The following is a 25,120-nucleotide window of genomic DNA, read 5'->3' as shown; positions in this document are numbered from 1 at the left end:
TTTTGGAATTGGCTATGACTCCAGCGAATGTTGGACGTCAGGCAATATCATTGGATAATATACCGGCCGCGGGTTCATAATATCCCCATGGTCATTAATCCAGCATCGCAAGGGTGGTATCAGCTATAGTCTGCAGCTTGCCCTTATCCGGTGTGGTTTTGACCATGACCCGAAGACCCACCAGCGCATTATGCAGGAATACAGCCAGATTAGCCGCCTGGTGACGGCTGGAGATTTCACCACTCGCCTGCCCTTGCACGACCAATCGTTCAAAGAGCTGTTCCGTTTGCAGAAAAGCCTCATTTACCTTGGAGGTTGCCGCCGGATCATGATTAGCCAATTCAACCGCCGTATTCACCAGCAGACAGCCTGTCGGCTCTGACTCCTGCTTGTGGATAATTGTATCAAATAATAGCCGGATGGCTTCCTTGGCGGAGTCTGTACCTTCCACACGACCAGCCATCTTACTGACTGTCATATCTGCAAATCGTTCCATGGCTTTTATATATAAGGTGTGCTTGTCTCCAAAAGTATCATACATGCTCCGCTTATGAATACCCATACCGGTAACCAGATCCTGCATAGAGGTTTTTTCATAGCCCTGCTGCCAAAACACATTCATCGCCTTGCCCAGCACGTTGTCAACATCAAACTCTTTGCTTCTTGCCATAATCAAGCTCCTTTCTGTGTCTATTTTACCATTTATAGAACGTTCGGTAAATATTATACCCCAACCTATGAATAATCTCACATCAATTCCGCACTAATCATTCTATATTAATTTTAAAGGATGTAGCGTAGCCCCAAACCCCAAGGAGGATATTGACATGAAGAAGCTAGCAGCCTTAGCAGCAGTATTCGTTCTGACATTGCTTGTCGGATGCGGAAACTCTGCGAACAATAATACGGCAGGCACCAATACGCCAGCGGGCAACGGAACCGCCAGCAATGCCACTGCTGCACCTGACGCTGTAACATCGGCTTCCGTGGTTGACAACGGAGAGGATTTCAAAAAAGCGATCAGTAAGGACGGCACCTGGATTGCTGCTACCCTTAAGGACCTGACCTTCACGGAGGATCTCGTCGTAGACGGCCAATTCATCCACAAGAATGAACCGGCACGCAAGATCGCGCTGTACACGCAGGATGCGGATCACAACATCACCAATTCTTTCACTCTGACCGCACCCAAAATCACAATCAAAAGCGAAAATGCCCGGATTCAGGGCGGTACCTTTGTAGGTGATGTATATGTGGAGGCGAATGGCTTCAATGTTGTGAATGCAACCATCAAGGGCAATGTCTATTTCTCCGATGAAAAGTACCAGGCCACCTACAGTGCATCGGACCAGGGAAAAGTAACGGGTGTAACAGAAGTTAAAAAATAATGTATAGGTTTCCGCATAAGGTGATTCTCTAAAGGCATGTTTGCCCGGAGAAGCACCTCTTTGCGGGTTATGGAGAATAGAGGCTATCATGCATATTTCATTCCGCAGGCTCGTAATTATCCCGGTTCTGCTTACCTTGGCTTCATGCACCGGGCAAGAGACTACACCGCAGCAGTACCAGATTCAATCCGGCCATAATCTGACGATCATGACCACGACAGACACACACTACCTGTCCAAAAGCCTGACTGACTTCGGCCCGGCCTTCAATCAATTCCTAGCCGCCGGAGACGGTAAGCAACTGGGGTACAGTGAAGAAATCATTAGCGCACTGGGCCATGATATCGAAATCCGAAAGCCGGATGCGCTCATCATCAGCGGGGATCTCACCAACAATGGGGAGAAGCGAAGCCATAAGGATCTGGCCAAGCGGCTAAAAATCATTGAACAGAATACCGGAACAAGGGTATATGTTATTCCCGGCAATCACGATATTCTGAATCCCTGGGCGCGCGAATTCAAGGACGAGCGGCAATATAAGGCGGACAACATCACTCCAAAAGAATTCCGCAGCCTTTACCGCGCCTTCGGGTATGACGAAGCCTTACTTAACGATAAAGATACCCTGAGTTATCTGGCAGCTCCCTCTGAGGATCTCTGGCTTCTCATGCTGGATACCAGTCAGTACGCTAATAATTCAGCACTTGGCCACCCCCAGCTGGATGGAAGAGTCCCTCCTTCCACATTACAGTGGATCGATAAATGCGGAAAGCTGGCCTCAAGCAGTGGAGCGCATATCATAGCGGTCATGCATCACAGTCTGCTGGATCATAGTGACTTCATTCAAGAGGGTTTCACGGTTAATGACAATGCACAGGTGGTGGACGCCTTGAAGCGGAACGGAATTGCCACTGTCCTGAGCGGCCATATTCATATTCAGGACATCAGCGAAAATAGCGGGGATGGCACCAGCATTTATGATATCGCGGACAGTGCCCTATCCGTGTATCCACATCAATACGGAATGCTGAAGTACTCTTCTGCGGATCATACGCTCGACTACAGCACCTCCAAGCTGAATATGGAGCTGTGGGCAGCGTCTTCCGGCAGCAAGGATAGTAATCTGCTGCACTTCGGCACCTATAGCGAGCAGAACTTCAGAAAGCGTTCCTCTACCCGAAGCTATGCCCGGCTGTCGGAGGATGAGGCTTATGACAAGTATTCAGACGCTGAGCTTCAGGTCATGGCGGATCTGGTGGGACGGCTCAACGAAATTTATTTTGCCGGCACAGCCAAGACTGACCTTCCGGGGGTGATCGCTTTAGACAGCTTCCGGCTGTGGCAGAACGCACCCTCAAGCGGACTCAAAAGCTATGTGCTTGGAATGGCCAGAAGGGTTCCCAAGGACAACCAGCAGCTTCACATCAAGCTTCCATAGCTAATCATATCCCCCAACCGCTTCAGGAAGCGCCTGGTACTCGGGTCTGCTCTGGACCAGCTTCACGATCATAATCCGCAATGCTTCGAGTCTCTTGGCATCGGGAGTGATTTCGCAATTCGCCTCACTCCAATCGAGTGTTTGCTGCTGACCATTCACCTGAATCGTCCAGTGCTCTTCGTTATAGGGTTCACGCCCACAGGTCTTGTCCGCTATCTCCAGCTCCAGGCCGCCCAGCACATTCATCCCGCGCAGCTGCTGATAAATATCATCCATTTCAGCGTCTGTCAGTCGGAGGTTTATTGCCGCTGTACCGTTGGAGATCAAATCCTTCGTTACCGTACCGTTGAAGGTATTAATCTCATTCCGGGCTGTGATACCATAACGGACAGAAAAAGCGAAGTCCCCGGGCTTCTTCTCCGGCATGGTGACAGCTGCCGGAGGCGACTCATCCGACTCTGCGGGACCAGAGCCTTTAGTGCCTCCGCAACCCGCAAGCAGAGTCGCCAGCAGGGACAACAGCATAACCGGATATACCAGTCTTCCGTTCATACTTAACCCCCTCACATAAAAATATACCTAATCATAGCTTCAGGTCTCCAAGGTGCTGCGGCTTCAGTACAAGTAATGCAGATGCGGCTTCACGCCCGTTCACCAGCAGCGTGAGGGTATGCTCTCCCGCATAGTGGCGGCGGGTGGTCAGATCCGCCCAACGGTGAGTCCGTTTTCCGGTCAGCCGGGTGCCGCCGGGAACTGTTTTGTCCGAGAGCAGGAACAGCTTACGCGAGGTCTTGCCTCCGGCCTTCACGAAATCAATACCGTATTCAACACGTATACGGACCGCTTCCCCCTCACGAATAGCAAGGGCATAAGCCAGCTCGCAGCTGTCGCCTATATGCAGTTCCGCAGGCTCTACAGACAGGACGGCACTGACGGCAAGAGGTGTCTCGTCCTCCTGGCTGGCATAACCAAAGAGGGCCATGACCTCAGGGTCCGCTTTGCGGATCAGAGTACGGCATCCATGACGCACAATCCAGTCCGTGTGCGCACTCACGCCCTTCCAGCGCCGTACGGTATCAATCACAACTTCGGGATGGTCCTTGGCAATGTCGTTCAAATTGTTCGCCACACTCTTGCGGACGTACAGCGAAGGGTCAGCCTTCAATTGTTCCAGCACCGGCAGCACCGGCGACGGGTCACGCTTGAACATGGGCAGCGCCTGACCCCAAGGCAAGCGGGGCCGGCTTCCCTCACTGGAGAGCCGCCGTACATGCTCACTGGGATGCTTCGACCATTGCAGCATCTGTGCCATCATCCGCTGCGGGTCACGCAGCAGAAAGGGGCGGACAGCGAATTCCGCCGATGATCTGGGCGTGAAGCGCTCCAGTGCTGTCATGGACAGCTCAAAGTGTTCATCACCGGCACCATACACCTCGACGAAATCGGGGAAGAACAGATAAGGGAAGCCTACACATTTTTCATCTATCGCAAACAGAATCTCCAGAGCATCCTCATACCTCCGGGGCAAAAATATTCCCAGCGTCTCCGTGATCCGCCGCATCCGTCCTTTAAGCTCCAGCGCCTCCCAAGGGTCACGCATCGCTGCAGTGATAAAACCCTCAAGGTCGAAACTGCCGTGTACTTCCTTCACCTTCGTGCCGAAGCCGTGCAGAAATTCCTCGTTATACATTGCTTTTAGCGGTTCTGCCATTATTGTCTCCTCCTGCCGGTTCTCTGTCTCATTCTTCCGTTTCAGTGTAGCCAGGAAATCGTAGCATAACTAACCGGACAGCTTTATGTCATATTCGCTGGGCAGACCTTTTTCAGAGCATCAATCATTGCAACTCACTCATAGTGTGAAGCCACTTACTATTCATGTGCTTTTGCAGTTCCAGCCAGACCTGTTCCTGTCTCGTAGTCCCCGTCCTCCAGAAACGGAGACACCGTCCACAACGAAGCCATCTCTATTACATCCTCTTCATGAGGCACTCGCCCGTAGTCGGCATGGGACTCCGCAAATACAAGATCATTTGCTATTTCTTCTTTCGTAGGATCGCCCTCATCCATTAGCGTTTCACTGGATTCCCCGACATACCCGTAGGCCCGGATTATCTCGCCCTGAACACCCTTAATCCAGGCATGATATTCAACCACACGGTGTGTTCCAAAGTAATAGGCTTCACCATACTGTGCGCTTAGCCGTTTGACCACTCCGATAGGATTATTCTCACCAGGCACACCCGAATCTGCCATGTGTGAATTGACCACCAGGGTCCAGCCTTTGACCGGAGGTGAGACATAATAATAACCTCCATAGGCACCCGCAATTCCAGTCTGCCAATTCGCCGCTTGCAGATCTTCTAAGCCGAACGATTCGGCCACCGCCTCCGTATCCGTTGTTCCAACCGCATACCACTGGCACTTATAGCCGAAGTTTACCGGGCGATCGGGTCGGGCGTCAAAATTAATTCGCTCAGGAATGTTTAAAAGCTTGCTGATCTCCTGCTTTGCCTGCTGCCGAACTTCTCCAGATGAAAGAATATTCCGCTTTAACGAGTGCAGTAAAACAACAGCAAGAAAAACAACAACCAGAATAATCATTGCAACAACCAGTTTCCTCATATTGTCGCTACCAGACCGTCCGGTCCCGCAACCACAACACCGCCGCTCTTCAAATCCACAATACGGCTTCTTGTGTCGGCCTTGGAAATGTACAGCGGCTGACCATTTGCATCTATACAGTAGGAGATGGGGATGGACACTCCGCAATTCCGGTAGGAGCCGTCAGCATGACTGGTTCCGACGACAGGACATTTATATTTCACTGCAATCCGTGCAGCCTCCTCTGTCCACAAAGCAAACTGTTCTTCACTGAACATGCCCACGCCAATCGGATGGGCTATGAAATCCAGAGATTCGGCTTGCCCCTCCAGCCCGTTCAGTCCCTGTAAGATCTCCATACACAGCAGATAACCGATCTGCATACCTAAGGCGTCAGCCACTGATGGAGCATACAGCTCTCCTTGCATGGGAGACTTCGCCCGTTCAAGGAGAATTTCTCCGCCGGGCCCAATCATTAATGCCCGGTCCTTGTTGTTCTCATCTCTATAGCTGGTAATCACCAGCTTTCGGTACTTCCTGGCAAGGCTGCTAAGGGTCTGCACACTGCCTGGATCCGTTACATATCCTTCAGGATAGAGTACTGCTTCACAAAGGGTAGACCACTGCCGCAGTTCTTCTTGCAGCTTCAACAAACCAGCTTCGTGGTACGGCTGGGAGACCAGTAACCTCATCGGGATTCCTCCATAAATTTACTTTTCGCAGTCAAACCTTCATCAATTCAACAGCGCTTCTACTTCATCCATGCTCTTCTTGGCCCTGCTGTTCAACCCTCGTTTGTCTTTGAGGCCCAGCTGCTCCAGCTCATGACCCGGATCGACCACAAGAGGCTGCCTGGTGACAGATTGCAGCAGCTCAGCAGCGGCCCGGCAGGCGGTGAATAACTGCTCACGGGACAATACTTTTTTATGGGAGCGGATGATGCCCACCAGGTTTTCGGAGAACCGCAGTCTGACGATGCTGTCTGCGCTCATGAGGTTGCGTGAAGCAAACGATACTATCTTTTCCGCCATTTCAGGATTCGGATATTGCCTGGAAAGCGTCTCTAGCGTGTCCACAGCCTCCCAGTCGCGGATCGACAGCTGCTTCAGATATCCCGCAATCATATCCTCTGCCCATTGTTTTTCTGTTTCTTTGTCGACCTCGTACTGCTTATACTGCTGCAGCACACCTTCACGGTGCATCTGTATGGGGTTGCCCAGATAGCGGGTGAACAGTTCCCTGGCTTGCTCAGTGTTATTTTCCATGCTGCAGACCGCCTTAATCTTGTATTTAATCCAGAGAAACGTAATGCTTCAAGTTCTTCTCCGTGACCCCCTGGTCCAAGCCTTTCCGGGAAATCTCGTGACTGAATTGTATCACTCCCGCGTGTGCAAAATAAGTATACTCCACCTCGGGTTCGTCTCTAAACTTGACATGTACAACAAACGGGGGGGCCTTAATGGTCCATTTCCCTTTTACCGAAGTAATTTCCGCCCGGGTATAGCCCATTTCTTCTGTCAGGTAGACTTTGACCCTGTGAGCATAGACTTTGGTGCCAACCCTTGCATAAACGATGGGAGTCAGCACGATGAGCAGTACGAGGACCGTCAGCGTAAAGACAAGTGTCTTTTTTGCAGCGCTCAAGCACTTCCTCCTCCTTTATTTGAAATACAAAGCGTTATTTTCACAAATCCTGCAAATTATATCCTATTTTCAAAATGCAAAGGCTGTCGTATTATAGATAAAAAGCTTTTGTAGCTAAACGCGCTAAAGCGAATGAACGGAGGATTATCAGCCATGCCGCAGACCCTTGTTAAAAATGTTGATTTTTTTGTCGCCGCACTGTCGCAGACCTTTGTGTCCGCGTTGCAGCTTGATCCTGACGGAATGTATTCTCAGGTGGGGATCGGAATCGTGGAGAAGTTTGCCGAAGACTACGTACGCCTCAAAAGATTCGACGGCAGTATATCCCACTATGACCGGGAAATCACAAAATTTCAGCATAACAAAACCTAACCTCCATATTATTACATTCCGCCTTAAGCATGAATTCCCTGCTTTCTCCAATTGAAGGACTTCCATAAAGGACCTCCAGCCTATAGCTTTCGCCTTTGCCAAATGCAGCTTCCCGATGCACACTGGTTCAGATCCGTCCATAGGGTGTACTCGTTACATAAGATGGGCGTATTGGACATATTCTAACTTTGGCAGCATGGAAAGGAATGAGAAGCATGAGTGACAAAGAGAAATCCCAAGACAAACGGAGCCCCGGTTTTAATCAGATTCCCGATGCGAGCAGACCAGGACAGACGGCTTCTACAGACAAGCTGAATGATATCGTCGGAGGCATTATGGACAACGTGCAGGAAACTCTTACAGGAGATTCTCCTAAGGATGCCGGCAAGAAGGATAAAGCCACGGATAAATAAAATCATATGAAAAAGCGGACACCTGAGAGGATCAGGCGTCCGCTTTTTTGGTTTTTGCCACTGTGGCGGTTAACCGGAGTATCTTTCTGCATGATTGAGATAGATAGAATAGCAAGAAGACCAGCAGACTCATCCGCATCATCCTATACAGCTTCAGCAGTATAATAAAAGACCGCTTTTTCTGCATGCTGCCTTCCATGAACAGGGACACGAAGCCGGGCAAGGCCTCTGCTGCCTAGCTATCGGTACCCATACTCTTCCAGAAATCCGTACCGGCAAAAATCTGTGCCTTGCCTGGTGCCTCCTCAGACATATCAGGCAACAGCGCCCAAGCAGCACGCTGTCCCCGCAAGGGATCATCACCCGCCACACCGTATTCGCAATATCTTACGGTCCGTTCATTAAGCCGATCCTCCCAATGATCCCAGCCCCGGGGATGAATATGGCTGCCGTAGCGGCAATTCACCAGTTCGGTCCGGGCGAATCTGCGCCAGGGCCGTCCCAGGTAGACCCCGGTTACGCCTGGATCAGCCGTTAAGAAGCACCCGCTGAACATATACCCGTATTCCTGACCCTCAGGCGTGGACGCTGCTGTTATGTATCCCTCACCCTGGCCGTAATGCTGCAGACTGCGGATTTCACAATGCTCGAAATAGGCTGCCGCCCCTCCAAAAATAAAGTCCACTGTTCCCTCAATATAACAATGGGTATAGAGCTGGCGGCAGCGGTCATGCCGCTTTTTGAGCGGGATGCCGCCGAAGGGCTTGCCCTCCTTAGTCGCAGGAGGCAGCGGTCCCGTCAACAGGGTATCCTGATATCCCTTGAAGGTACAGTTGCGGAAGACCGTCTCATCACAATGAGCATATACTGCCACGGCCTGTCCAATATCTGTTCCCTGTCCGGCCGTATTGGCAACCGTCAGATTCTCCACAACCAGACGGTGTCCCCCAAGGAAGAGCGTTGGGGTAGCAAAGGTGGTGATCTCTTCACCTGTGGCGTCCAGCTCCCTGGCATACCGGTTCATGGTAATCTCCACGTGGCCAATGCCGATAATCCGCAGATGGGAGCGGTATATCCTTACCGTCTCCTCGTATACGCCTGACAAAATATATAGTATGCGTTCCTCATCCTCCGGCTGAGATTCCAGCGCATTTACAGCCTCCTGTATGGTATGAAAATCGCAGAAGGCTTCTTTTCCCACCAGCATCGGTTCTTCCTCCTTATCATCTATCGGCTTCACGTACAGGCCCGGCGTATCAGGTAGGCATGTTCTTGTATTCTCCGCAGGCCTGCAGGAATGCGCCTAAGTTTTTTAGGTCATTGGTGATTACGGGTTGATATAATAAGCAAAACTTCCGTCACGGCGGTCCGGACCGTCCGAATCGTCTACCTGACACGTTTTGTTCAGATGCAGCAGGCCCTCATTTGTCTTAGGCAAGCAAATAAATTATAGCGTCAGAGATGTTATTCTGCCATAAAAATTTTAACGTGTGCATTTTAATAATTCCTTGACTTGACCGTGTAGAGACCGTAAACTGAAATCGTTAACAATTCTATTTTCCCGGAGAGATATTATGATCACCATCAAAGATATTGCACGTGTCGCCGGCGTCTCCCATACGACCGTTTCCCGAGCGCTGAACGGCAGCCCGCTGATCAAAAAAGTAACCCGGGACAAAATCGAAAAAATCGCCGCTGAAATGAACTATGTGCCCAATTACAGCGCCAAGAGCCTGGTGACCAAAAGATCCTTCACCATCGGTCTGTTCTTCTCCAGTATTGAACAGGGGACCTCGGCCAGCTTCCTGGTCGATGCAATCAAAGGAATCAGCCACATCCTGGATGAGAACTTCAACCTGACGGTCAACGGTATTGACGGCGTTCACAACTTCGGCAATATTCAGCCGCAGCGTTTTGACGGCATTCTGGTCATGAGCCAGAGCGACGAGGATAATGCCTTCATCTATCATGTGAAGAGTATGGGGATTCCCCTGGTGGTGCTGAACCGCCAGCTTGAAGATCCCGGCATTATGAACGTGGTGGCAAATGACCGTGAAGGCGTGAAGGCAGCCATTGATTATGCTGTCCGGCTGGGACACCAGAAATTCGCTATGATCGAGGGCAAGCCTGGCTTCAAGTCATCGAGCGAGCGCAAACAGGGCTTCATGGACAGCTTGATCGCCCATCGTCTTCCGCTGAACTCCGATTACTTTGCGGCCGGTGACTACAGCATTGAGAGCGGATACACGGCAATGGCTGCCCTCCTCCTGCTGGAAGATCCGCCGACAGCGGTGTTCTGCTCCAATGACGATATGGCGATTGGCGCGATGAACGCCTGCTACGCCCACAAGGCCGATGTTCCGGGGCAGATTTCCCTGATTGGATTCGATGATATTATGTTCGCCCGGTACACGAATCCAGCCCTGACCACAGTCCGCAAACCCATTACAGAGATCAGTGAGCTCGGCACCAAAATGCTGGTACAGCTGCTTCAGCAGCCGGAGACCAAGCCCCAGCAGTTGTTCGTGAATACTGCGTTAGTCACCCGCCAGACTGTTGCCGAGCTACAGAAGTAATGAGCCGGTATGCGGGGCTGAAGCAAACAGAACTTCATGTGCAGCCGGCTGGGGGAGCGGATCAAGAGTGATTGACTTGTGAGTAAGGAGTGCTGGCGAGCGGGTAAGGAGTGCTGGCGAGCGAGTAAGAAGTGCTGACGAGCGGGTAAGAAGTGCTGGGGAGCGGGTAAGGAGTGCTGACGAGCGGGTAAGGAGTGCTGACGAGCGGGTAAGGAGTGCTGACGAGCGGGTAAGGAGTGCTGACGAGCGGAACTGAAGCTATCCGCAGTGTAGATCAGGAACGGGCTGGGGGAGCGGAGCAACAGTTTGGGACGCAGCTCTCCCCTTCCCCCACTCACCCCACTCACCTTATGAAGTGGAAAAAGTAGAACTAAATCAGCTATGTCAGAGGGTCCGAGATGTAGTAGTTGGAAAAAGTAAACTTATTTCAGTGGTATTTGCTCATTTATGAAGATTTTGGGTGATTTAGGTGTACATATTCCCACTAATCTCTGTAATCGAGTGTTTCCCTGCCAAATAGTTCTACTATTTCCACTTATACTTGCGGATCAGCGTAATCTGGACTTCCCAAGCGCTTTTAAGAGCTATAGGGATAAGAAGAGCAGTGATTGCCAGCTCCATCCGGTTAAAAAAAGAGCCTCTCTTTTTTTAAATATAATGTTCACGTGTGCATTAATACAATACCTTATAAAGGAGATTATTGAACACTTATGACACAGCGTTTATCCAGAACCACTCAGCCCGGCCTGCCGCAATATCCGGAACGGATGATCCAATTTGGGGAAGGGAATTTCATGCGTGCTTTTGTTGACTGGCAGCTGCAGCAGATGAACCAGCAAGGCTTGTTTAACGGAAGCGCGGCAGTTGTTGTGCCTATCGGCCAGGGACTCTGCGGACTGATGGCCGAGCAGGATCATCTTTACACGGTGTTGTTGAACGGAATCATGCAGCAACAGCCTGTCAATTCGCGCGAGATTATTACCAGCGTCAGCCGGGTGATCAATCCCTACAGCGATTATGAGACTTATCTGGCTCTGGCCGAGAATGACGAGCTGGAGTTCATCACCTCCAATACGACAGAGGCAGGCATCGCCTATCACCCCGGAGACAAGCTGGAGGATGCGCCGCCTGCAAGCTTCCCTGCCAAGCTGACCGCCCTACTGCACAGACGGTTTGAGCTGGGCAAAAAAGGCTTCGTGATCATCCCCTGCGAGCTGATTGACCGCAATGGCGAGAAGCTGGAGGAAATTGTGCGGCAGTACGCTAATGAGTGGAATCTGGGTGAAGGCTTCCTGCAGTGGCTCAGTGATGAGAACACCTTCTGCTGCAGCCTAGTTGACCGGATCGTTCCGGGATATCCGCGTGACAAAGCCGCTGAACTGGAAAGCGAACTGGGCTACCTCGACAAGCTGATGGTAACCGCAGAGCCGTTTCTGTTCTGGGTCATTGAAGGCCCGTCCTGGCTGTCTGAACGGCTGCCCCTGGCCAAAGCAGGGCTGAATGTAGTCGTTACAGATGACATGACCCACTACCGTGAGCGGAAGGTTCATCTGTTGAACGGCCCGCATACGGCCATGGTCCCCCTTGCCATGATGGCCGGGCTCGAAACCGTGGAGGATGTGATGAATGATGAAACGTTCTACCGCTATGTGCGCGAGCTTTTGGATGAAGAGCTCATTCCGATGCTGGATCTTCCCGAGGAGGAGCTTCTCTCCTACGCAGACGCTGTGCTTGAGCGGTTCAAAAACCCGTTCATCCGCCATGAGCTGGCCTCGATTTCCCTGAACAGCATCTCCAAATTCAAAACCCGCCTCCTCCCTGTACTGCTCCGGTATCAGCAGGAACGCGGCCAGTTGCCGCCGCTGATTACGCTAGCCTTCGCCGCACTGCTGCTCAGTTACCGTGGAGACCGCGTGAAGCGTCAGGACAGTGCTGAAGTGCTGGCGGTCTTCGATCAGGCGTGGAACAATCCCTCCACATTCGCTGCAGCGATCCTGAAGGAAGATAGCCTGTGGGGTCAAGATCTGACCAAGGTGCCGGGTCTTACGGAAGCGGTTAACACCCAGTTGCGCCAGCTTCAAAGCTCCGACACCCGTGCGGCGCTGCAGCAATTGGTAGGTTCGAAAGCCTAATCATCATTGCCCATAAGGAGGGACAGCATGAAACAATTAATGAAAATGAATCCCCGCGATACGGTAGCTGTTGCGTTGCGCCCGATTGCTTCTGGTGAAGAGATCTCTTTTGAGGGACTCACGCTAGTGGCTGCCCAGGATATCCCGCAGGGCCACAAAATCGCGTTAACCGACTTCGCCGTGAACGATGTTATTACTAAATACGGCTACCCCATCGGGCATGCAGTCGAAGCAATCCGGGCAGGTGACTGGATCCATACGCATAACATCAAGACCAATCTGGCAGGAGAAGAAGAATATGAATATCTTCCCGAACTTCATCCGGTCATTTATCCGAAACGTGATTTGACCTTTCAGGGCTACCGCCGCGCAAGCGGCAAGGTGGGTATCCGCAATGATCTGTTCATCATTCCCACGGTCGGCTGTGTGAACGGCATTGCCGAGCAGATGCTGCAGGAATTCAAAGCAGAACACCCGGATCTGGGCGGCTTCGATAACTTTACCGTGCTCAAGCATCCTTACGGCTGCTCACAGCTTGGCGATGACCACCGCATGACCCGCAGCATTCTGCTGGATGCCGTGAATCATCCGAACGCCGGCGGCGTGCTGGTCTTCGGCCTCGGGTGCGAGAATAATATCGTCTCCGAGTTCCGCAGCCTGCTGGGCGACTATGACGAGAGCCGGGTCAAATTTCTTGTTGCCCAAGAGGTGGGCAACGAGGTAGAGGCAGGCCTCGCTCTGCTCGAAGAGCTATACGAGGCAGCGCAAAATGATGCCCGCGAGCCGGTTCCGCTCAGCGAGCTGAACGTCGGACTGAAATGCGGCGGCTCCGACGGATTCTCCGGCATTACCGCCAATCCGCTGCTGGGTGCCTTTTCGGATTTCATTATATCCCAGGGCGGAACCTCCGTGCTGACTGAGGTTCCTGAAATGTTCGGTGCCGAGAAAATGCTGATGGCACGTGCGGAGAACCGTGAGGTCTATGAGGACATCGTCTCTCTGATAAATAATTTCAAGCAGTATTTTCTCTCCTATGGGGAACCGGTCTATGAGAATCCCTCTCCCGGCAACAAGGCTGGCGGGATCAGCACGCTGGAAGACAAATCACTGGGCTGCACCCAGAAAGCTGGCAGCTCGCCCGTTGTGGATGTGCTGGATTATGGCGTGAAGCTACGCCGCAAAGGCTTAAGTCTCCTGCAGGCCCCGGGCAATGATCTGGTGGCGGCCTCCGCCCTTGCCGCATCGGACTGCCAGCTCGTGCTCTTTACAACCGGCCGGGGAACACCGTTCGGCAGCTTTGTGCCAACGGTCAAGGTGGCGACTAATAATGATCTTTTTGCCAAAAAAGGCCACTGGATGGACTTCAATGCCGGACCGCTGCTGGAGCGCCCGATGGCCGATGTGCTGGAGGAATTTATCACCTATATCATTGATGTAGCGAGCGGACAAAAAACGCGCAACGAGCAGAATGAAGTGCGCGAGCTAGCGATTTTCAAAACCGGAGTTACGCTCTAATCCTTACCTAATCCAAGTAAAGGGAGAATCACGATGTTTTTAGATGACGATTTTCTGCTGACCAGCGAAACGGCGCGCAAGCTTTTCCATGATCATGCCAGAACCATGCCGATTATCGATTATCACTGCCATCTCGACCCGAAGGAAATCTATGAAGACAAGGCATTCCGCAACCTGACGGAAGCCTGGCTGGCCGGAGACCATTACAAATGGCGGCTTATGCGGGCCAACGGGGTTCCTGAATCCCATATTACCGGTGATGCTTCCGATTATGACAAGTTCCTGGCCTGGGCCCGTACGCTTCCAATGGCAATCGGAAACCCGTTATACAGCTGGACCCACCTGGAATTGCGCCGGTTCTTCGGAATTCATGAACTATTGAACGAAACTTCCGCACCTGCCATCTGGGAGGAAGTGAACCGGAAGCTGGCTGAACCGGCCTATACCCGGCGGAGCCTGATCCGGAATTCGAATGTCAAAATCATCTGCACCACAGATGACCCGGCAGATTCTCTGGAATATCACCAGCTGTTGAAGGAGTCGGAGCATGACTTTCAGGTCTTCCCGACTTTCCGTCCCGACAAAGCGCTGAATATCGACGCCGAAGGCTTCCCGGCTTGGCTGGCCCGTCTGGAGGAAGCAGCAGGAGTTACAGTAACAACATATAGCTCATTGGTCGAAACGTTGCGGAACCGTGTTGACTTTTTCCATGAGAACGGCTGTCGGCTGTCCGACCATGCACTGGATGTCCTGCGTTATCAGGCCGCTGGTGATGCCTCACAGCTGGAGCAGATTTTCAACAAACGTCTCGAGGGTACGGTGTTGACGCCGGAAGAGGTCACTGTCTACCGGACTGAGCTGCTGTCGGCGCTGATCGGAATGTATCATGATCACAACTGGACCATGCAGCTGCACCTGCACGCCTTCCGCAACAATAATACGCCGATGTTCCAGCGCCTTGGACCGGATACGGGTTACGATGGAATTAACGATCTCTCTCTGGCTGAGGCACTCTCGCAGTTGCTGGACCGGGCCGAATGCGGCAAGGGATTGCCGAAGACCATCCTCTATTCGCTGAACCCGGGAGACTATCCTGCACTGCTGGCCCTGATGGGCTGCTATCAAAAGGACACCGCAGGCAAGCTTCAGCTTGGCTCCGGCTGGTGGTACAACGATACCCGCGACGGCATGCGCCGCCAATTGACCTTACTGGCTGATAACAGCCTCTTGGGTAATTTCGTCGGTATGCTGACCGACTCCCGCAGCTTTCTATCCTACACGCGCCACGAGTATTTCCGCCGCGTACTCTGCGAGCTGCTGGGTGAACTGGCAGAGCGCGGTGAAGCACCGGACGATCAGACACTGCTGGGACAGCTGGTGGAGGGAATATCCTACAGCAATGCCGCAGGATACTTCGGCTTCGAAGCCCGCAGCGCTGTACACTCTTGAACCGGGAAAGGAAGCCTATTATGCCAACGCTATATATTGCGGGTGACTCTACCGCCGCTCAGAAAGGCGGGGGCGAAAAGCCGATGACCGGCTGGGGTGAATTCTTCCAGGAGCATTTTGACCCTGAGATTACCGTAGACAACCGGGCGGTTAACGGGCGCAGTACCCGCTCTTATCTGGCAGAAAGCCGGCTTGAGGATATCGGCAAGGATTTCCGGTCCGGCGACTATCTGCTAATCCAGTTCGGACACAATGACCAAAAGGTAGAGGACCCTGCCCGTTATACCGATCCCGCTACAGAGTACCGCAGGAATCTGCTCACGTTCATTGATTTCGCCCGCAACTACGGCGGATATCCTGTTCTGCTGACTTCGGTCAGCCGCCGCCGGTTTACTTCAGGCGGCGAGCCTGACCCGCTCGCTATCGGGCCGTACCCGGAAGCGGTACGCGAGGTCGCGGCACAGACCGGTACGCCGCTGCTCGATATTTTTGCTTCATCTCAGCAGCTATACCGCGTGCTGGGAGAAGAAGGCTCGCGGCAGCTGTTCATGCATCTGCCCGCGAACGATCATCCCAACTATCCGGTGGGCATCACGGATGATACGCACTTCTCCAAGGAAGGCGCTGCCCGTGTGGCTAACCTGGTCGCCGAGGCGATCCGGCAGTCTGTAGAGCTGACTGCCCTGAGTGCATATTTGCGGCGGCCAGAGATTAGGGCAGCAGAGGTCGTCTCCCAGCCGTAAGACTTGCCGCTGACCGGGAAATGGATGAATCTGATCGCATGGAACCATAGGCCATAAGCCGCAAGCAGACCCGCTTGCGGCTTATAGTGCTTCAATATAGATTCTATTTATTAATAAACAGGAGGGACTATCATGACTGCACCGCTTCACCTGGGGATACGCGCCCATGATTTTGGCCAGAACCCTCTGACGGAGCTGACAGCCAAGCTCTGCCGGTACCATTTCACGCACATTCAGTTCGCTGTACATAAGTCTTTTCCGGAGAGTGTCCCCGCGATATCCAGTCTAAGTCCCGGTACTGCTGCCCATTTCGGTGATGCCTTCCGGCAGGCCGGTATCCGTATTGCCGTGCTCGGCTGCTATGTGAATATCGTTGATTCTGACCCCGCCCAAAGAACATTGGCCCTGGATGCATTTAGTACCCACCTCCGTTTGGCCCGGGATTTCGGTGCCAGCCTGGTAGGTACGGAAACAGGCAGTGTGGGCAAAGGATACACAACCGCTAATTTTACAGAGGAAGCCTTCCAGCAGGCAGTCGTTTCCGTGCAGGCAATGGTGGCAGAAGCCGAACGCTTCGGTGTAACGGTAGGCATTGAAGCAGGGATCAATCACCCGCTCCATACCGCACAGCTAGCGCGGCGTCTGCTCACGCAGGTTCCCTCCAATAATCTGCAGATCATTCTCGATTGCGCCAATCTGATGACCGTAGACAATTACCGGCAGCAGGATGCCGTGATTGCGGAAGCGCTGGAGCTGCTAAGCGACCGTATTGCCGTCATACACCTGAAGGATTACACCATCAGAGACGGTCAGATCGTGATTGTCCCTGTAGGCCAAGGCCTGCTGAACTTTGCTCCACTGCTCCATTACATGAAATATAAGCGGCCGCATATTCAAGGCATTCTGGAGAGTACGCCCGAAGAGTATCTGCAGGAAAGCACAGATTATCTGCGGAAGCTGTATGATGAAGTCTAACCGGAGAATCTGACGATAAAAGTACTGATCTCATAAGGCTTCATTTCATGGGTAACCGCCTGCCCAATGTTAGCTTCGCCGAGCGGCCGCTCCATCAGGTCGCATTCCTGCCAGGAATGAAGCGGATAATCGCTGCTAAGTGTTACGGTGCTGCGAGTGCCTGTATACTCATGCAGGCGGACGATGAAGCCGTCGCCATTCTCCGCCATTTTGACGGCATCGACGGCTATGCCAGAACTGTCTGTCTTGATCAGCGATTTGCCAGCCCCGGTAGAGTAACCGCCCTTAACCACATGCAGCGGATTGTTCAGTGACCAGGCCTCCTGCACTGTCGTTGCCGCTGCCCAGTCCCCCTTATGCGGCAGCAGAGCATACGTGAAGCGGTGTTCCCCCTGATCCGCCTGCCAGTCGGGCTCAGTTGCCGACTTGATCAGGGACAGCCGCATTACATGATCCTTGATGTCGTAGCCATATTTGCAGTCGTTCAGCAGACTTACACCGTAACCCCGCTCCGACAGATCAGCCCACTGATGGCCCACACTTTCAAACCGTGCATAATCCCAGCTTGTATTCCAGTGTGTAGGCCGCTTTACGTTACCGAACTGAATATCGTAGGTAGCTTCGGTAGCCCGTACCGCAACCGGAAATGCGGTCTTCAGCAGCTGATGCTGCTCATGCCAGTCCACACAGGTCTCGAAATCTATCCGTGTGCTTCTGCTGTACACTTTAACCCTTTGAATGATGGTGGAGTCCATATACTTCCAGGTGAATTCCAGCACCGCGGCAAGCATACCGCATTGTATTAGTTCTACGGAGCGGAGGTCGGTGATTACGCGCTTTTTCTCCTGATAAAACAGGTCAATATCCCAGGCATCGAACATCTTCGGCTTATCCTCGAAGACCTGAAGCACATTGCCGTTCTCACCTGGAGCCAGCACCTCCCGCTGTTCCCGCCGGTCATAGATCCGGCTCAGCTGCCCGGCTTCGTTCCACTCCAACACATAAAACGGCGTTGTAAGCTGCGAATCCTCCCTTTCGAACGGAAACGGACGGTCTGGCATTAAGGTTACACCTTCCGGAGCGCCAATCTTTCCTCCAGCAGTAATAGCAGAATCTCCTGCATACGGCAGTTGCGCGGGGTCTGCCACAGACCGTGAAGTGATTACGGTACTGCCCAGCATCGGAACGGATGGAACCTCCACGAGCCATTCATCCCCTGCGCGCTGAGAAACAAGCTGCTGACCGTCCGCAGTGCTCCACACCAGCTCCCCTGCTGCTGCTTCATAAGGAATGGCAGCCAGCTCTGTCCGCTCATAGAAGGCTCCATTAAATACCGTATACTGCGTTGCTTGCCGTAAACCGGACAACCCGGTCAGCCCTTCTGTTGCAGCATCAGCCGCCGCGCGGCCAATCTGCTCCGCTTCCTCATATTCCAGCCGGGAGTCCTCGTACACCTCACGGATGGAGGAGCCGGGAATAATATCGTGGAACTGATTGCGAAGGATAGTATGCCAGCCTTCCAGCAGCGGCTTCGCAGGATAGCTGCCGAAGTTTCCCTTTTCCGCAGCAAGCAGTACCTGCAGCCATTCCGCTTCGCGGTACAGCAGCTCCAGCTTCCGGTTCATCCGTTTGTTATAGGCCTGGCTCGTATAGGTTCCCCGGTGATATTCCAGGTACAGCTCCCCGTCCCAGGTATGAACATACTGGTCGGTACTGCGGACCGTTTCATTAAGCCGCTCAAAATACTCATCTGCCCGGCCCGTCTGGACTGCGGGAATCCCCGGCATTTTATCAAGCCGACGGCGCATTTCAAGCATGTCCCGGTTAACCCCTCCGCCCCCATCGCCGTAACCATAAGAGAGCAGCAATTCGCGGTTCAGATTCTTGTCCCGGTACTGATCCCAGATCCCCTGAACGGAAAAAGGTTCAATCAGCCCGTTATAAGTGTAATACCAGGCGCCGGAGTCTGGCCCTTCAGGTGTGGTAATGAAATGAGTGAGCACTTCACTGCCGTCAATGCCTCTCCAGTGAAACGTATCATGGGGCATCCGGTTATATTGGCTCCAGCTGATTTTGGTGGTCATGAATGTATCTATTCCCGATTTCCGTAAAATCTGCGGCAAGGCCCAGCTGTACCCAAAGACATCCGGCAGCCACAAATATTTGCAGTCTACACCAAATTCCTCCCGGAAAAACTTCGTCCCGTACAGAATCTGGCGCACCAGTGACTCTCCGCTGGTCAGGTTGCAATCCGCCTCCAGCCACATTGCGCCGCCGGCTTCCCACCGACCTTCTTCAACCCGCTTGCGGATTTCCGCATAGATCTCCGGGTAATCCTCCTTAATGTAGGCATATAGCTGAGGCTGGGTCTGCAAAAATATATATTCCGGGTACTCCTTCATCAACCGGAGTACGGTGGAGAAGGAACGTGCCGCCTTTTCCCGGGTATGGGTCAGCCGCCACAACCACGCCACATCGATATGGGTGTGGCCGATTGCGGTTACGGTTACAGGATGCTTATGCTCAATTAGTGCCAGCTGCTCCAGTAGTAGTGACTCTGCCTCCTGGACGGAAATGTAAAAGTCTGCGCTGCCCGGTTTAGACCAATCCAGCTTGTTGAATGCCCGGTTAAGCACCATCAGCAGTTCCTGCTTCTCCGGCTGATTATCCGCAAGCTGCTTGTATGTGGAGAGGGCCGCCCGGCCGGTATAATACAAATTATCAGCTGCCTCATCCAGCCAAGCCAGCTCTGCGCGCACGATCCGGTGCTCCTGGGGAACGGGACGTCCTCCGCCTTCCAGTCCCGACCATAAGCGGAAAGTGAAGTCCAGCGTCTGCCCTGCGGCATTCTTCTCCAGAAAGACCTCCTTATGGTTGGAATCCACGCCCTGATAAGGCTTGCCGTCAATATACAACAGCGATTCAAAGCCGCTATTGTTGCCCCCTCCTGTCCGGCCAAAGTCAAAAATTCCGACCACGCGTTTCCCACTCCAACCTGCAGGCACTTCCACTGTCCGCTGAAGCCAGATGTACACATCCCGTCCGGTCCAGTAATCCCCGTGCTGAAGCTTGCTGTCTCCTTCAAGTTGTGGTGGGTACATCCCATTTGCCCCATCCTTATCCTCCACCGCCAGCCAATCATTCAGCTTGGCAATCTCACGGTAACGGTATCCTTCCAGCTCCCGCAGCCGGGCAGCCAGCTTCTCCTCTGTCCAAAACATTTGCCCATCCTCCTCTTATAACACGTGTTATATTTAATGGAAACGGCTGCGCCGCCCTTGTCAAAGGACAGCTAACCGTTTACGCACTTTCGCCTGCCCTTAACACCGCTGGCAGCCATATCTTTCCGGCTTTCTCTGGGGCAGCTCCGGCTTCAATAAGCTTGAGCACACGGCGGACCGCTTCTTGCCCCATGCCTACGTAGGGGATTTCCACACAGCTTAAGGCCGGCAGGCTTAGACGGTGGCCCTGGATTGTGTTGTCTGCCGCCATCACCCGCAGCTCTTCACCGATGTGCAGACCCAGCTTACTCGCTGCCCGGTACAAATCAGGAATGCCGCTCGACCAGTTCACCAGCAGCGGCGGCATTGGCTTCCCGATCTCCGACAGCTTCAGGAGCCATTCCTCCCAATCCACCCGCCCTTCCAGCTCGGGAAGCCGGAACCAAAAAGGGCTCATGCCCCGTTCGCTACACCAGCTTGTATAGGCTTCCCTGCGGGTCCGCTCCGCCCAGCTGCGGACGCCGTTATGATACACCTCGGCATACACGGGAGCCAGCAGCTGCGGGGTTCCCGGTCGCAGTAAATACTCCAGGGCCAGTTCTACACTGCCCTTATAATCGGCCAGTACAGAGCATACCCCTTCCGCCTCGGCATAGCCTTCCACGGAAACATACGGAACGTCCGCCTCGCTGACCTTGGCGGCCCATTCCTCATCGTGATAGCTGGTATCATCCAGCGTCACGATGCCATCGATCTTCCGCTGGCGGTAGAGATCCACCAGCTCATCTCTCGCTTCGCCGTCCGGCCGGTGGCCCGGCGAGCAGAGCAGAATGTGATAACCATGCGCCTCACATTCCTGCTGCATACCCTCCAGCAGCCGCATGAACAGCGGATGCCGTGTGTCGCCGAACGCAGCCAGACTCATGCTGCGGCCCGTCTTCATGCTCCGCGCCTGGGCGTCCACATGGTAGTTCAATTCGCGGATTGCCGCCAGCACATTCTCGCGGGTCTCCATGCTTACGCCGATGCCCGGTGTATCATTCAGCACCGCAGAAACTACGCTGCGTGATACTCCGGCCAGCTTCGCAACGTCGTGGCTAGTCACTCTTTTTTTGCCCATATCAGCACCTCGGCAAGAGTATAACACGTGTTATTTTCGTTGTATACCCTCATTATGGAAAAAGTCTGAACGGATATTCATTCAACACCGGCAGATAATCAGAATGCAGCAAAAGAGAACAGCAACAGCCTTTAACGGCTGATGCTGCCCTCTTTCTTAAATAATAGCCGGCTATTATTTTACTCTCGGGGCTGTAAGCAAGCTCTCCACAATATAATCGAGCTGGGCATTGAGCGAATAAATATCACTCTAGTAGGAAAGTCCAAAATCAATCTCCATCAGCCGGCCTTCTTTGACCGCAGGAATGCTGTTCCATATCGGATCCTGGGTCAAATCTGCCATGCCTTCATAGGAAGATCTGAAAATATAATCCCCGCTGTATCTCGCGAGCACTTCAAAGGATACGGGTTCGCCGTCACCACCGGCGGCGGAATCGATCTTTTGCTGAACCATTTCCGGCGCCTTCATTCCCAGGTATTCATAGATCACCTGCGAGCCGCGGCCGAACTGTTTGCGTGTGACCACGGCCATGCTGCGGTTATTGCCGCCTTCCATAATCGAAATAGTATGTTCAAGAATGCCGGCTTCCTTGAGCTTCTGCTTGCTTTCCTCCACTTTGGCGTGGAACCCGTCGAATAGCACTTTGCCCAATAGAACTAAGTAGTACTCCAACGCTTCTGTTATCCGCAATATCTCAATCAACATGCCTTTGCCGCCATGAATGATTGTTGCGCTGTGAAATTCATAGTTGTAATCGTCCACAAGCACCTTGCCACTGCCGCGTATGATATATAGAAAAGCACTGGCCGGCAGCTTGTACCTCACATCCGAAGCGCTGCCGCTGAAGGAACTACGGCGGATATCTATAACTTCTATAAACGAATGATTCCACAGTAAAATGTGGTCCTTCAGATTCATGGCTCTCTATCAACTCCCATTCTTTCATCCCGTGATTATAGATGATAATCGTTCTCATTTGCAATAAAATGCTGTGACTTTTCCGCCCCATTCCGCAAAGGATTCTCCTTTGCTCATAGCGAAAAATAGCAATCCTACGCCCCATTCGGCCATTCCTACTTGTTATGCGTACCTCTTCATGGGTACAATTAATTATTAGTACGTGTCATTCATATAAAGGATAGGTGAAACAAATGCAGAATTTCGGATTCGCAAGAGTCGCCGCCGCTTCCCCTGAATTGCGGGTTGCCGACTGCGAGTTTAATGCAGCGCAAATTATAGATGTCATCCGGCAGGCGGATGAGAATCAGGTCGAATATCTGGTGCTGCCGGAGCTGTCTATTACCGGGTATACCTGTGCGGATTTATTCCTGCAGCCCATGCTCCAGCAGGCTGCGCTTACAGCGCTACATAAGATCACCGCAGCCACTAAGGGGCGCAATCTGATCGTCATTGCCGGTTTGCCCATTGCTGTAAAGAGCAGACTGTTCAACTGCGCTGCCGTGCTGCAACAAGGTCAAATTCTGGGTCTTGTGGTGAAGACCTGCATCCCCGGCTACAGTGAATTCTATGAGCCCCGATGGTTTGCCGGGGCCGAGGATCTCGAGGTCTCCGAGCTGCGGGTTGGTGCAGCGGTTGTCCCCATCGGCAATGATCTGATCTTCACCTGTGAAGGCAGCGGCGGGATATCCTTCGGCGTGGAAATCTGCGAGGATCTCTGGGTTCCGGTTCCTCCGAGCAGCCTGCTCGCCCAGGCCGGAGCCACGCTGTTGTTCAACCCCTCGGCCAGCAATGAGCTGGTGGGCAAAGCCGATTACCGCCGCCAGCTGGTCACCAGCCAATCTGCCTCCTGCGTCGCAGGCTACGTCTACGCTGGCTGCAATACCGGCGAATCGACTACGGATGTCGTATTCGGCGGCCACTCGCTGATCGCCGAGAACGGGCAGATGCTCGCTGAATCCGAGCGTTTTACCCATGAGAGCCGGATCATCATTGCCGATATCGACGTGCCGAGAATCCAGTATTCCCGTACGGTGATGGGAACCTTCCGTGCCGGCAAGGGCGGACGCAATTACCGCGAGGTATTCTATGCCGCTCCGGACGTCCATCATGAGGGACGAAAGCTGGTCCGCAGCATCGCCGTCAATCCGTTTGTACCCGGCAATCCGCAGCAGCGCGACGACCGCTGCCGGGAGATTCTTTCGATCCAGACCGCAGGCCTGATGAAGCGCATCCGCCACATCGGCACCAAGCAGGCGGTCATCGGCATCTCCGGTGGCCTGGACTCCACGCTGGCGCTGCTCGTCGCCGTTCGGGCAATGGAGCTGCTCGGCCGTCCGGCCAGCGATGTACTGGCTGTTACGATGCCGGGCTTCGGCACGACGAACCGCACCTATGATAATGCAGTCGGCCTTATTAAGGCGCTCGGAGCTTCGCTCAAAGTAGTGGACATCAAAGACGCCTGCCTGCAGCACTTTGAGGATATCGGCCATGACAAGGATGTTCACGACCTGACCTATGAGAATGTTCAGGCCCGGGAACGTACACAGATCCTGATGGATCTGGCCAACAAGAACGGCGGCATTGTGATCGGCACTGGGGATTTGTCAGAGCTTGCCCTCGGATGGTGCACCTATAACGGTGATCATATGTCCATGTACGGCGTCAATTCAGGTATTCCGAAGACGCTCATTCAATATGTCGTCGCCTGGTATGCGGATCACGAGGCGGACGAAACCGTGAACAAGCTGCTCTACGACATCATCGACACGGGAATCAGCCCTGAGCTTCTGCCGCCATCCGCTACTGGAGAGATTGTACAGCTCACGGAGAATATTCTCGGGCCTTACGTAGTGCATGATTTCTTCCTGTATTACATGCTGCGGACCGGCGCTTCCCCCGCCAAAATGTTCTATCTTGCCCAGCATGCTTTTGGCGATACCTATCCCAAGGAGCAGCTGGTAAGCTGGCTCAGGGTATTCGTCACCCGCTTTTTCACTCAGCAGTTCAAGCGCTCCTGCCTCCCGGACGGACCTAAGGTGGGAACGGTCAGCCTCTCACCGCGCGGCGACTGGCGTATGCCAAGCGATGCTTCTGCCGCTCTCTGGCTGCGTGAAGTGGAAGAACTCTAGGCGGCAGCCGCTTAACCGCAGACTTTCTGACATTCCTTGCATATAACCGGCAACGGCTGCGCCGTCCTATAAGGACAGCGCAGCCGTTTTAGTGTAAAATAGATTTTTCATACCGCCAGGGGGACCTTGGTTGTCAGCAAATCATAAGTTGCATGGACTATAAGGCGAACCCAAGTGGAAAAGGTAAACCTAATCCCAGCCAGCCATCTTCCAAACGACCGCAAGTGGGAAAAAGTAAACCTAATCTGGCCGATTTGCTCCAAAACTGGTCATTCCGTATAAAATAAGTGTACAAAATCCCACTAACGGCGCATCGGGACGGTTTTCAGCTGATTTAGTTGTACAAATTCCACATCGCTTTCGGTCACCAGCACTTCGCTTACGTTCACCAGCAATTATCGATCGGTAACCAGCTCTTAGCTTTTCAGCGGCAACCGTCCCAGC

The 25,120-nt window shown here is 53.0% G+C and carries 22 protein-coding genes and 1 pseudogene; 11 read left to right on the top strand and 12 right to left on the bottom strand.

Features of this window, described 5'->3' with window-relative positions; translation table 11 throughout:
- Positions 1 to 94 precede the first annotated feature (94 nt).
- Entirely contained in the window at positions 95 to 670 is a 576-nt protein-coding gene (locus A3849_RS06830) for a TetR/AcrR family transcriptional regulator (protein ID WP_074110729.1), read from the bottom strand.
- Positions 671 to 827: 157 nt separating this feature from the next.
- Between A3849_RS06830 and A3849_RS06825 the strand changes: the two genes are divergently transcribed.
- Both A3849_RS06825 and A3849_RS06820 read left to right on the top strand, forming a co-directional pair.
- Positions 828 to 1,388 carry a hypothetical protein gene (locus A3849_RS06825; protein WP_083613388.1) on the top strand — a complete coding sequence of 187 codons (561 nt, stop codon included), beginning with the start codon at positions 828 to 830 and terminating at the stop codon, positions 1,386 to 1,388.
- A gap of 88 nt (positions 1,389 to 1,476) precedes the next feature.
- Positions 1,477 to 2,826 (top strand): metallophosphoesterase, encoded by a 1,350-nt coding sequence (locus A3849_RS06820; protein WP_074110727.1) that lies wholly within the window; start codon positions 1,477 to 1,479, stop codon positions 2,824 to 2,826.
- Here the strand turns inward: A3849_RS06820 and A3849_RS06815 are convergent, their stop codons facing one another.
- The 6 genes from A3849_RS06815 to A3849_RS06790 form a co-directional block, all read right to left on the bottom strand.
- Positions 2,827 to 3,378 (bottom strand): hypothetical protein, encoded by a 552-nt coding sequence (locus tag A3849_RS06815; RefSeq protein WP_074110726.1) that lies wholly within the window; start codon positions 3,376 to 3,378, stop codon positions 2,827 to 2,829.
- 31 nt (positions 3,379 to 3,409) lie between these two features.
- Entirely contained in the window at positions 3,410 to 4,537 is a 1,128-nt protein-coding gene (locus A3849_RS06810; protein ID WP_074110725.1) for a DNA alkylation repair protein, read from the bottom strand.
- 158 nt (positions 4,538 to 4,695) lie between these two features.
- Entirely contained in the window at positions 4,696 to 5,448 is a 753-nt protein-coding gene (locus A3849_RS06805; RefSeq protein WP_083613387.1) for a hypothetical protein, read from the bottom strand.
- The gene (locus A3849_RS06800) at positions 5,445 to 6,119 is read right to left on the bottom strand and encodes a carbon-nitrogen hydrolase family protein (RefSeq protein WP_074110724.1); all 675 of its coding nucleotides are present in this window, start codon (positions 6,117 to 6,119) and stop codon (positions 5,445 to 5,447) included. The genes A3849_RS06805 and A3849_RS06800 overlap by 4 nt, the downstream gene beginning before the upstream one ends.
- A gap of 42 nt (positions 6,120 to 6,161) precedes the next feature.
- Positions 6,162 to 6,692, bottom strand: coding sequence for a hypothetical protein (locus A3849_RS06795; RefSeq protein WP_074110723.1), 531 nt, complete (start codon positions 6,690 to 6,692; stop codon positions 6,162 to 6,164).
- 25 nt (positions 6,693 to 6,717) lie between these two features.
- Positions 6,718 to 7,071 carry a DUF3139 domain-containing protein gene (locus A3849_RS06790; protein ID WP_074110722.1) on the bottom strand — a complete coding sequence of 118 codons (354 nt, stop codon included), beginning with the start codon at positions 7,069 to 7,071 and terminating at the stop codon, positions 6,718 to 6,720.
- Between the two features lie 153 nt (positions 7,072 to 7,224).
- Between A3849_RS06790 and A3849_RS06785 the strand changes: the two genes are divergently transcribed.
- Positions 7,225 to 7,443 (top strand): hypothetical protein, encoded by a 219-nt coding sequence (locus A3849_RS06785; protein WP_074110721.1) that lies wholly within the window; start codon positions 7,225 to 7,227, stop codon positions 7,441 to 7,443.
- Between the two features lie 215 nt (positions 7,444 to 7,658).
- On the top strand, positions 7,659 to 7,856 hold the full coding sequence (locus tag A3849_RS06780; RefSeq protein ID WP_074110720.1) for a hypothetical protein: 198 nt from the start codon (positions 7,659 to 7,661) through the stop codon (positions 7,854 to 7,856).
- A gap of 235 nt (positions 7,857 to 8,091) precedes the next feature.
- Here A3849_RS06780 and A3849_RS06770 read toward each other — a convergent pair whose 3' ends face one another.
- Both A3849_RS06770 and A3849_RS33940 read right to left on the bottom strand, forming a co-directional pair.
- The gene (locus A3849_RS06770) at positions 8,092 to 9,063 is read right to left on the bottom strand and encodes a pectinesterase family protein (protein WP_074110718.1); all 972 of its coding nucleotides are present in this window, start codon (positions 9,061 to 9,063) and stop codon (positions 8,092 to 8,094) included.
- Between the two features lie 49 nt (positions 9,064 to 9,112).
- Positions 9,113 to 9,285, bottom strand: a pseudogene (locus tag A3849_RS33940) (glycosyl hydrolase family 88); the annotation flags it as partial.
- A gap of 145 nt (positions 9,286 to 9,430) precedes the next feature.
- On the opposite strand from A3849_RS33940, the gene A3849_RS06765 reads away from it, so the two are divergent.
- The 6 genes from A3849_RS06765 (at position 9,431) to A3849_RS06740 (ending at position 17,246) form a co-directional block, all read left to right on the top strand.
- Positions 9,431 to 10,432 carry a LacI family DNA-binding transcriptional regulator gene (locus tag A3849_RS06765; protein ID WP_074110717.1) on the top strand — a complete coding sequence of 334 codons (1,002 nt, stop codon included), beginning with the start codon at positions 9,431 to 9,433 and terminating at the stop codon, positions 10,430 to 10,432.
- Between the two features lie 710 nt (positions 10,433 to 11,142).
- Positions 11,143 to 12,564, top strand: coding sequence for a tagaturonate reductase (locus A3849_RS06760; RefSeq protein WP_074110716.1), 1,422 nt, complete (start codon positions 11,143 to 11,145; stop codon positions 12,562 to 12,564).
- Between the two features lie 27 nt (positions 12,565 to 12,591).
- On the top strand, positions 12,592 to 14,079 hold the full coding sequence (locus A3849_RS06755) for a UxaA family hydrolase (RefSeq protein WP_074110715.1): 1,488 nt from the start codon (positions 12,592 to 12,594) through the stop codon (positions 14,077 to 14,079).
- 33 nt (positions 14,080 to 14,112) lie between these two features.
- Positions 14,113 to 15,528, top strand: a complete 1,416-nt coding sequence (uxaC, locus tag A3849_RS06750) for a glucuronate isomerase (RefSeq protein ID WP_074110714.1) — start codon at positions 14,113 to 14,115, stop codon at positions 15,526 to 15,528.
- Between the two features lie 20 nt (positions 15,529 to 15,548).
- Positions 15,549 to 16,271: a rhamnogalacturonan acetylesterase gene (locus A3849_RS06745; RefSeq protein ID WP_074110713.1), complete on the top strand. Its 723-nt coding sequence runs from the start codon at positions 15,549 to 15,551 to the stop codon at positions 16,269 to 16,271.
- Positions 16,272 to 16,403: 132 nt separating this feature from the next.
- Positions 16,404 to 17,246, top strand: coding sequence for a sugar phosphate isomerase/epimerase family protein (locus A3849_RS06740; protein WP_074110712.1), 843 nt, complete (start codon positions 16,404 to 16,406; stop codon positions 17,244 to 17,246).
- Here the strand turns inward: A3849_RS06740 and A3849_RS06735 are convergent.
- The 3 genes from A3849_RS06735 to A3849_RS06725 all read right to left on the bottom strand — a co-directional run bounded on the left by A3849_RS06735 (position 17,243) and on the right by A3849_RS06725 (position 22,505).
- Positions 17,243 to 20,467 (bottom strand): alpha-mannosidase, encoded by a 3,225-nt coding sequence (locus A3849_RS06735; RefSeq protein WP_074110711.1) that lies wholly within the window; start codon positions 20,465 to 20,467, stop codon positions 17,243 to 17,245. The genes A3849_RS06740 and A3849_RS06735 overlap by 4 nt on opposite strands.
- Before the next feature lie 79 nt (positions 20,468 to 20,546).
- Complete coding sequence (locus A3849_RS06730; protein WP_074110710.1) at positions 20,547 to 21,587, bottom strand: LacI family DNA-binding transcriptional regulator; 1,041 nt, start codon at positions 21,585 to 21,587, stop codon at positions 20,547 to 20,549.
- Between the two features lie 249 nt (positions 21,588 to 21,836).
- Complete coding sequence (locus A3849_RS06725; protein WP_074110709.1) at positions 21,837 to 22,505, bottom strand: ABC transporter substrate-binding protein; 669 nt, start codon at positions 22,503 to 22,505, stop codon at positions 21,837 to 21,839.
- Positions 22,506 to 22,738: 233 nt separating this feature from the next.
- Here A3849_RS06725 and A3849_RS06720 point away from each other — a divergent pair, with 233 nt between their 5' ends.
- Positions 22,739 to 24,676 (top strand): NAD(+) synthase, encoded by a 1,938-nt coding sequence (locus tag A3849_RS06720; RefSeq protein ID WP_074110708.1) that lies wholly within the window; start codon positions 22,739 to 22,741, stop codon positions 24,674 to 24,676.
- The last annotated feature ends 444 nt before the right edge of the window (positions 24,677 to 25,120 follow it).

Source organism: Paenibacillus sp. P46E (assembly GCF_001909095.1).
Taxonomy (GTDB): domain Bacteria; phylum Bacillota; class Bacilli; order Paenibacillales; family Paenibacillaceae; genus Paenibacillus_AQ; species Paenibacillus_AQ helianthi.
Note: the sequence above shows the minus strand (reverse complement) of the source record. Positions and strands in the feature narration are given on the sequence as shown.

Excerpts from the sequence above, each read along its gene's own strand:
- A3849_RS06770 (WP_074110718.1), bottom strand. The coding sequence starts at position 9,063 with ATGCTGGTGGGAAAAGAAGCCTTCTGCGATTTTCATACCATACAGGAG.
- A3849_RS06805 (WP_083613387.1), bottom strand. The coding sequence starts at position 5,448 with ATGAGGAAACTGGTTGTTGCAATGATTATTCTGGTTGTTGTTTTTCTT.
- A3849_RS06725 (WP_074110709.1), bottom strand. The coding sequence starts at position 22,505 with ATGAATCTGAAGGACCACATTTTACTGTGGAATCATTCGTTTATAGAA.
- A3849_RS06795 (WP_074110723.1), bottom strand. The coding sequence starts at position 6,692 with ATGGAAAATAACACTGAGCAAGCCAGGGAACTGTTCACCCGCTATCTG.
- A3849_RS06720 (WP_074110708.1), top strand. The coding sequence starts at position 22,739 with ATGCAGAATTTCGGATTCGCAAGAGTCGCCGCCGCTTCCCCTGAATTG.
- A3849_RS06800 (WP_074110724.1), bottom strand. The coding sequence starts at position 6,119 with ATGAGGTTACTGGTCTCCCAGCCGTACCACGAAGCTGGTTTGTTGAAG.
- A3849_RS06755 (WP_074110715.1), top strand. The coding sequence starts at position 12,592 with ATGAAACAATTAATGAAAATGAATCCCCGCGATACGGTAGCTGTTGCG.
- A3849_RS06785 (WP_074110721.1), top strand. The coding sequence starts at position 7,225 with ATGCCGCAGACCCTTGTTAAAAATGTTGATTTTTTTGTCGCCGCACTG.
- A3849_RS06825 (WP_083613388.1), top strand. The coding sequence starts at position 828 with ATGAAGAAGCTAGCAGCCTTAGCAGCAGTATTCGTTCTGACATTGCTT.
- A3849_RS06760 (WP_074110716.1), top strand. The coding sequence starts at position 11,143 with ATGACACAGCGTTTATCCAGAACCACTCAGCCCGGCCTGCCGCAATAT.
- A3849_RS06830 (WP_074110729.1), bottom strand. The coding sequence starts at position 670 with ATGGCAAGAAGCAAAGAGTTTGATGTTGACAACGTGCTGGGCAAGGCG.
- uxaC (WP_074110714.1), top strand. The coding sequence starts at position 14,113 with ATGTTTTTAGATGACGATTTTCTGCTGACCAGCGAAACGGCGCGCAAG.
- A3849_RS06810 (WP_074110725.1), bottom strand. The coding sequence starts at position 4,537 with ATGGCAGAACCGCTAAAAGCAATGTATAACGAGGAATTTCTGCACGGC.
- A3849_RS06730 (WP_074110710.1), bottom strand. The coding sequence starts at position 21,587 with ATGGGCAAAAAAAGAGTGACTAGCCACGACGTTGCGAAGCTGGCCGGA.
- A3849_RS06765 (WP_074110717.1), top strand. The coding sequence starts at position 9,431 with ATGATCACCATCAAAGATATTGCACGTGTCGCCGGCGTCTCCCATACG.
- A3849_RS06740 (WP_074110712.1), top strand. The coding sequence starts at position 16,404 with ATGACTGCACCGCTTCACCTGGGGATACGCGCCCATGATTTTGGCCAG.
- A3849_RS06735 (WP_074110711.1), bottom strand. The coding sequence starts at position 20,467 with ATGTTTTGGACAGAGGAGAAGCTGGCTGCCCGGCTGCGGGAGCTGGAA.
- A3849_RS06780 (WP_074110720.1), top strand. The coding sequence starts at position 7,659 with ATGAGTGACAAAGAGAAATCCCAAGACAAACGGAGCCCCGGTTTTAAT.
- A3849_RS06745 (WP_074110713.1), top strand. The coding sequence starts at position 15,549 with ATGCCAACGCTATATATTGCGGGTGACTCTACCGCCGCTCAGAAAGGC.
- A3849_RS06820 (WP_074110727.1), top strand. The coding sequence starts at position 1,477 with ATGCATATTTCATTCCGCAGGCTCGTAATTATCCCGGTTCTGCTTACC.
- A3849_RS06815 (WP_074110726.1), bottom strand. The coding sequence starts at position 3,378 with ATGAACGGAAGACTGGTATATCCGGTTATGCTGTTGTCCCTGCTGGCG.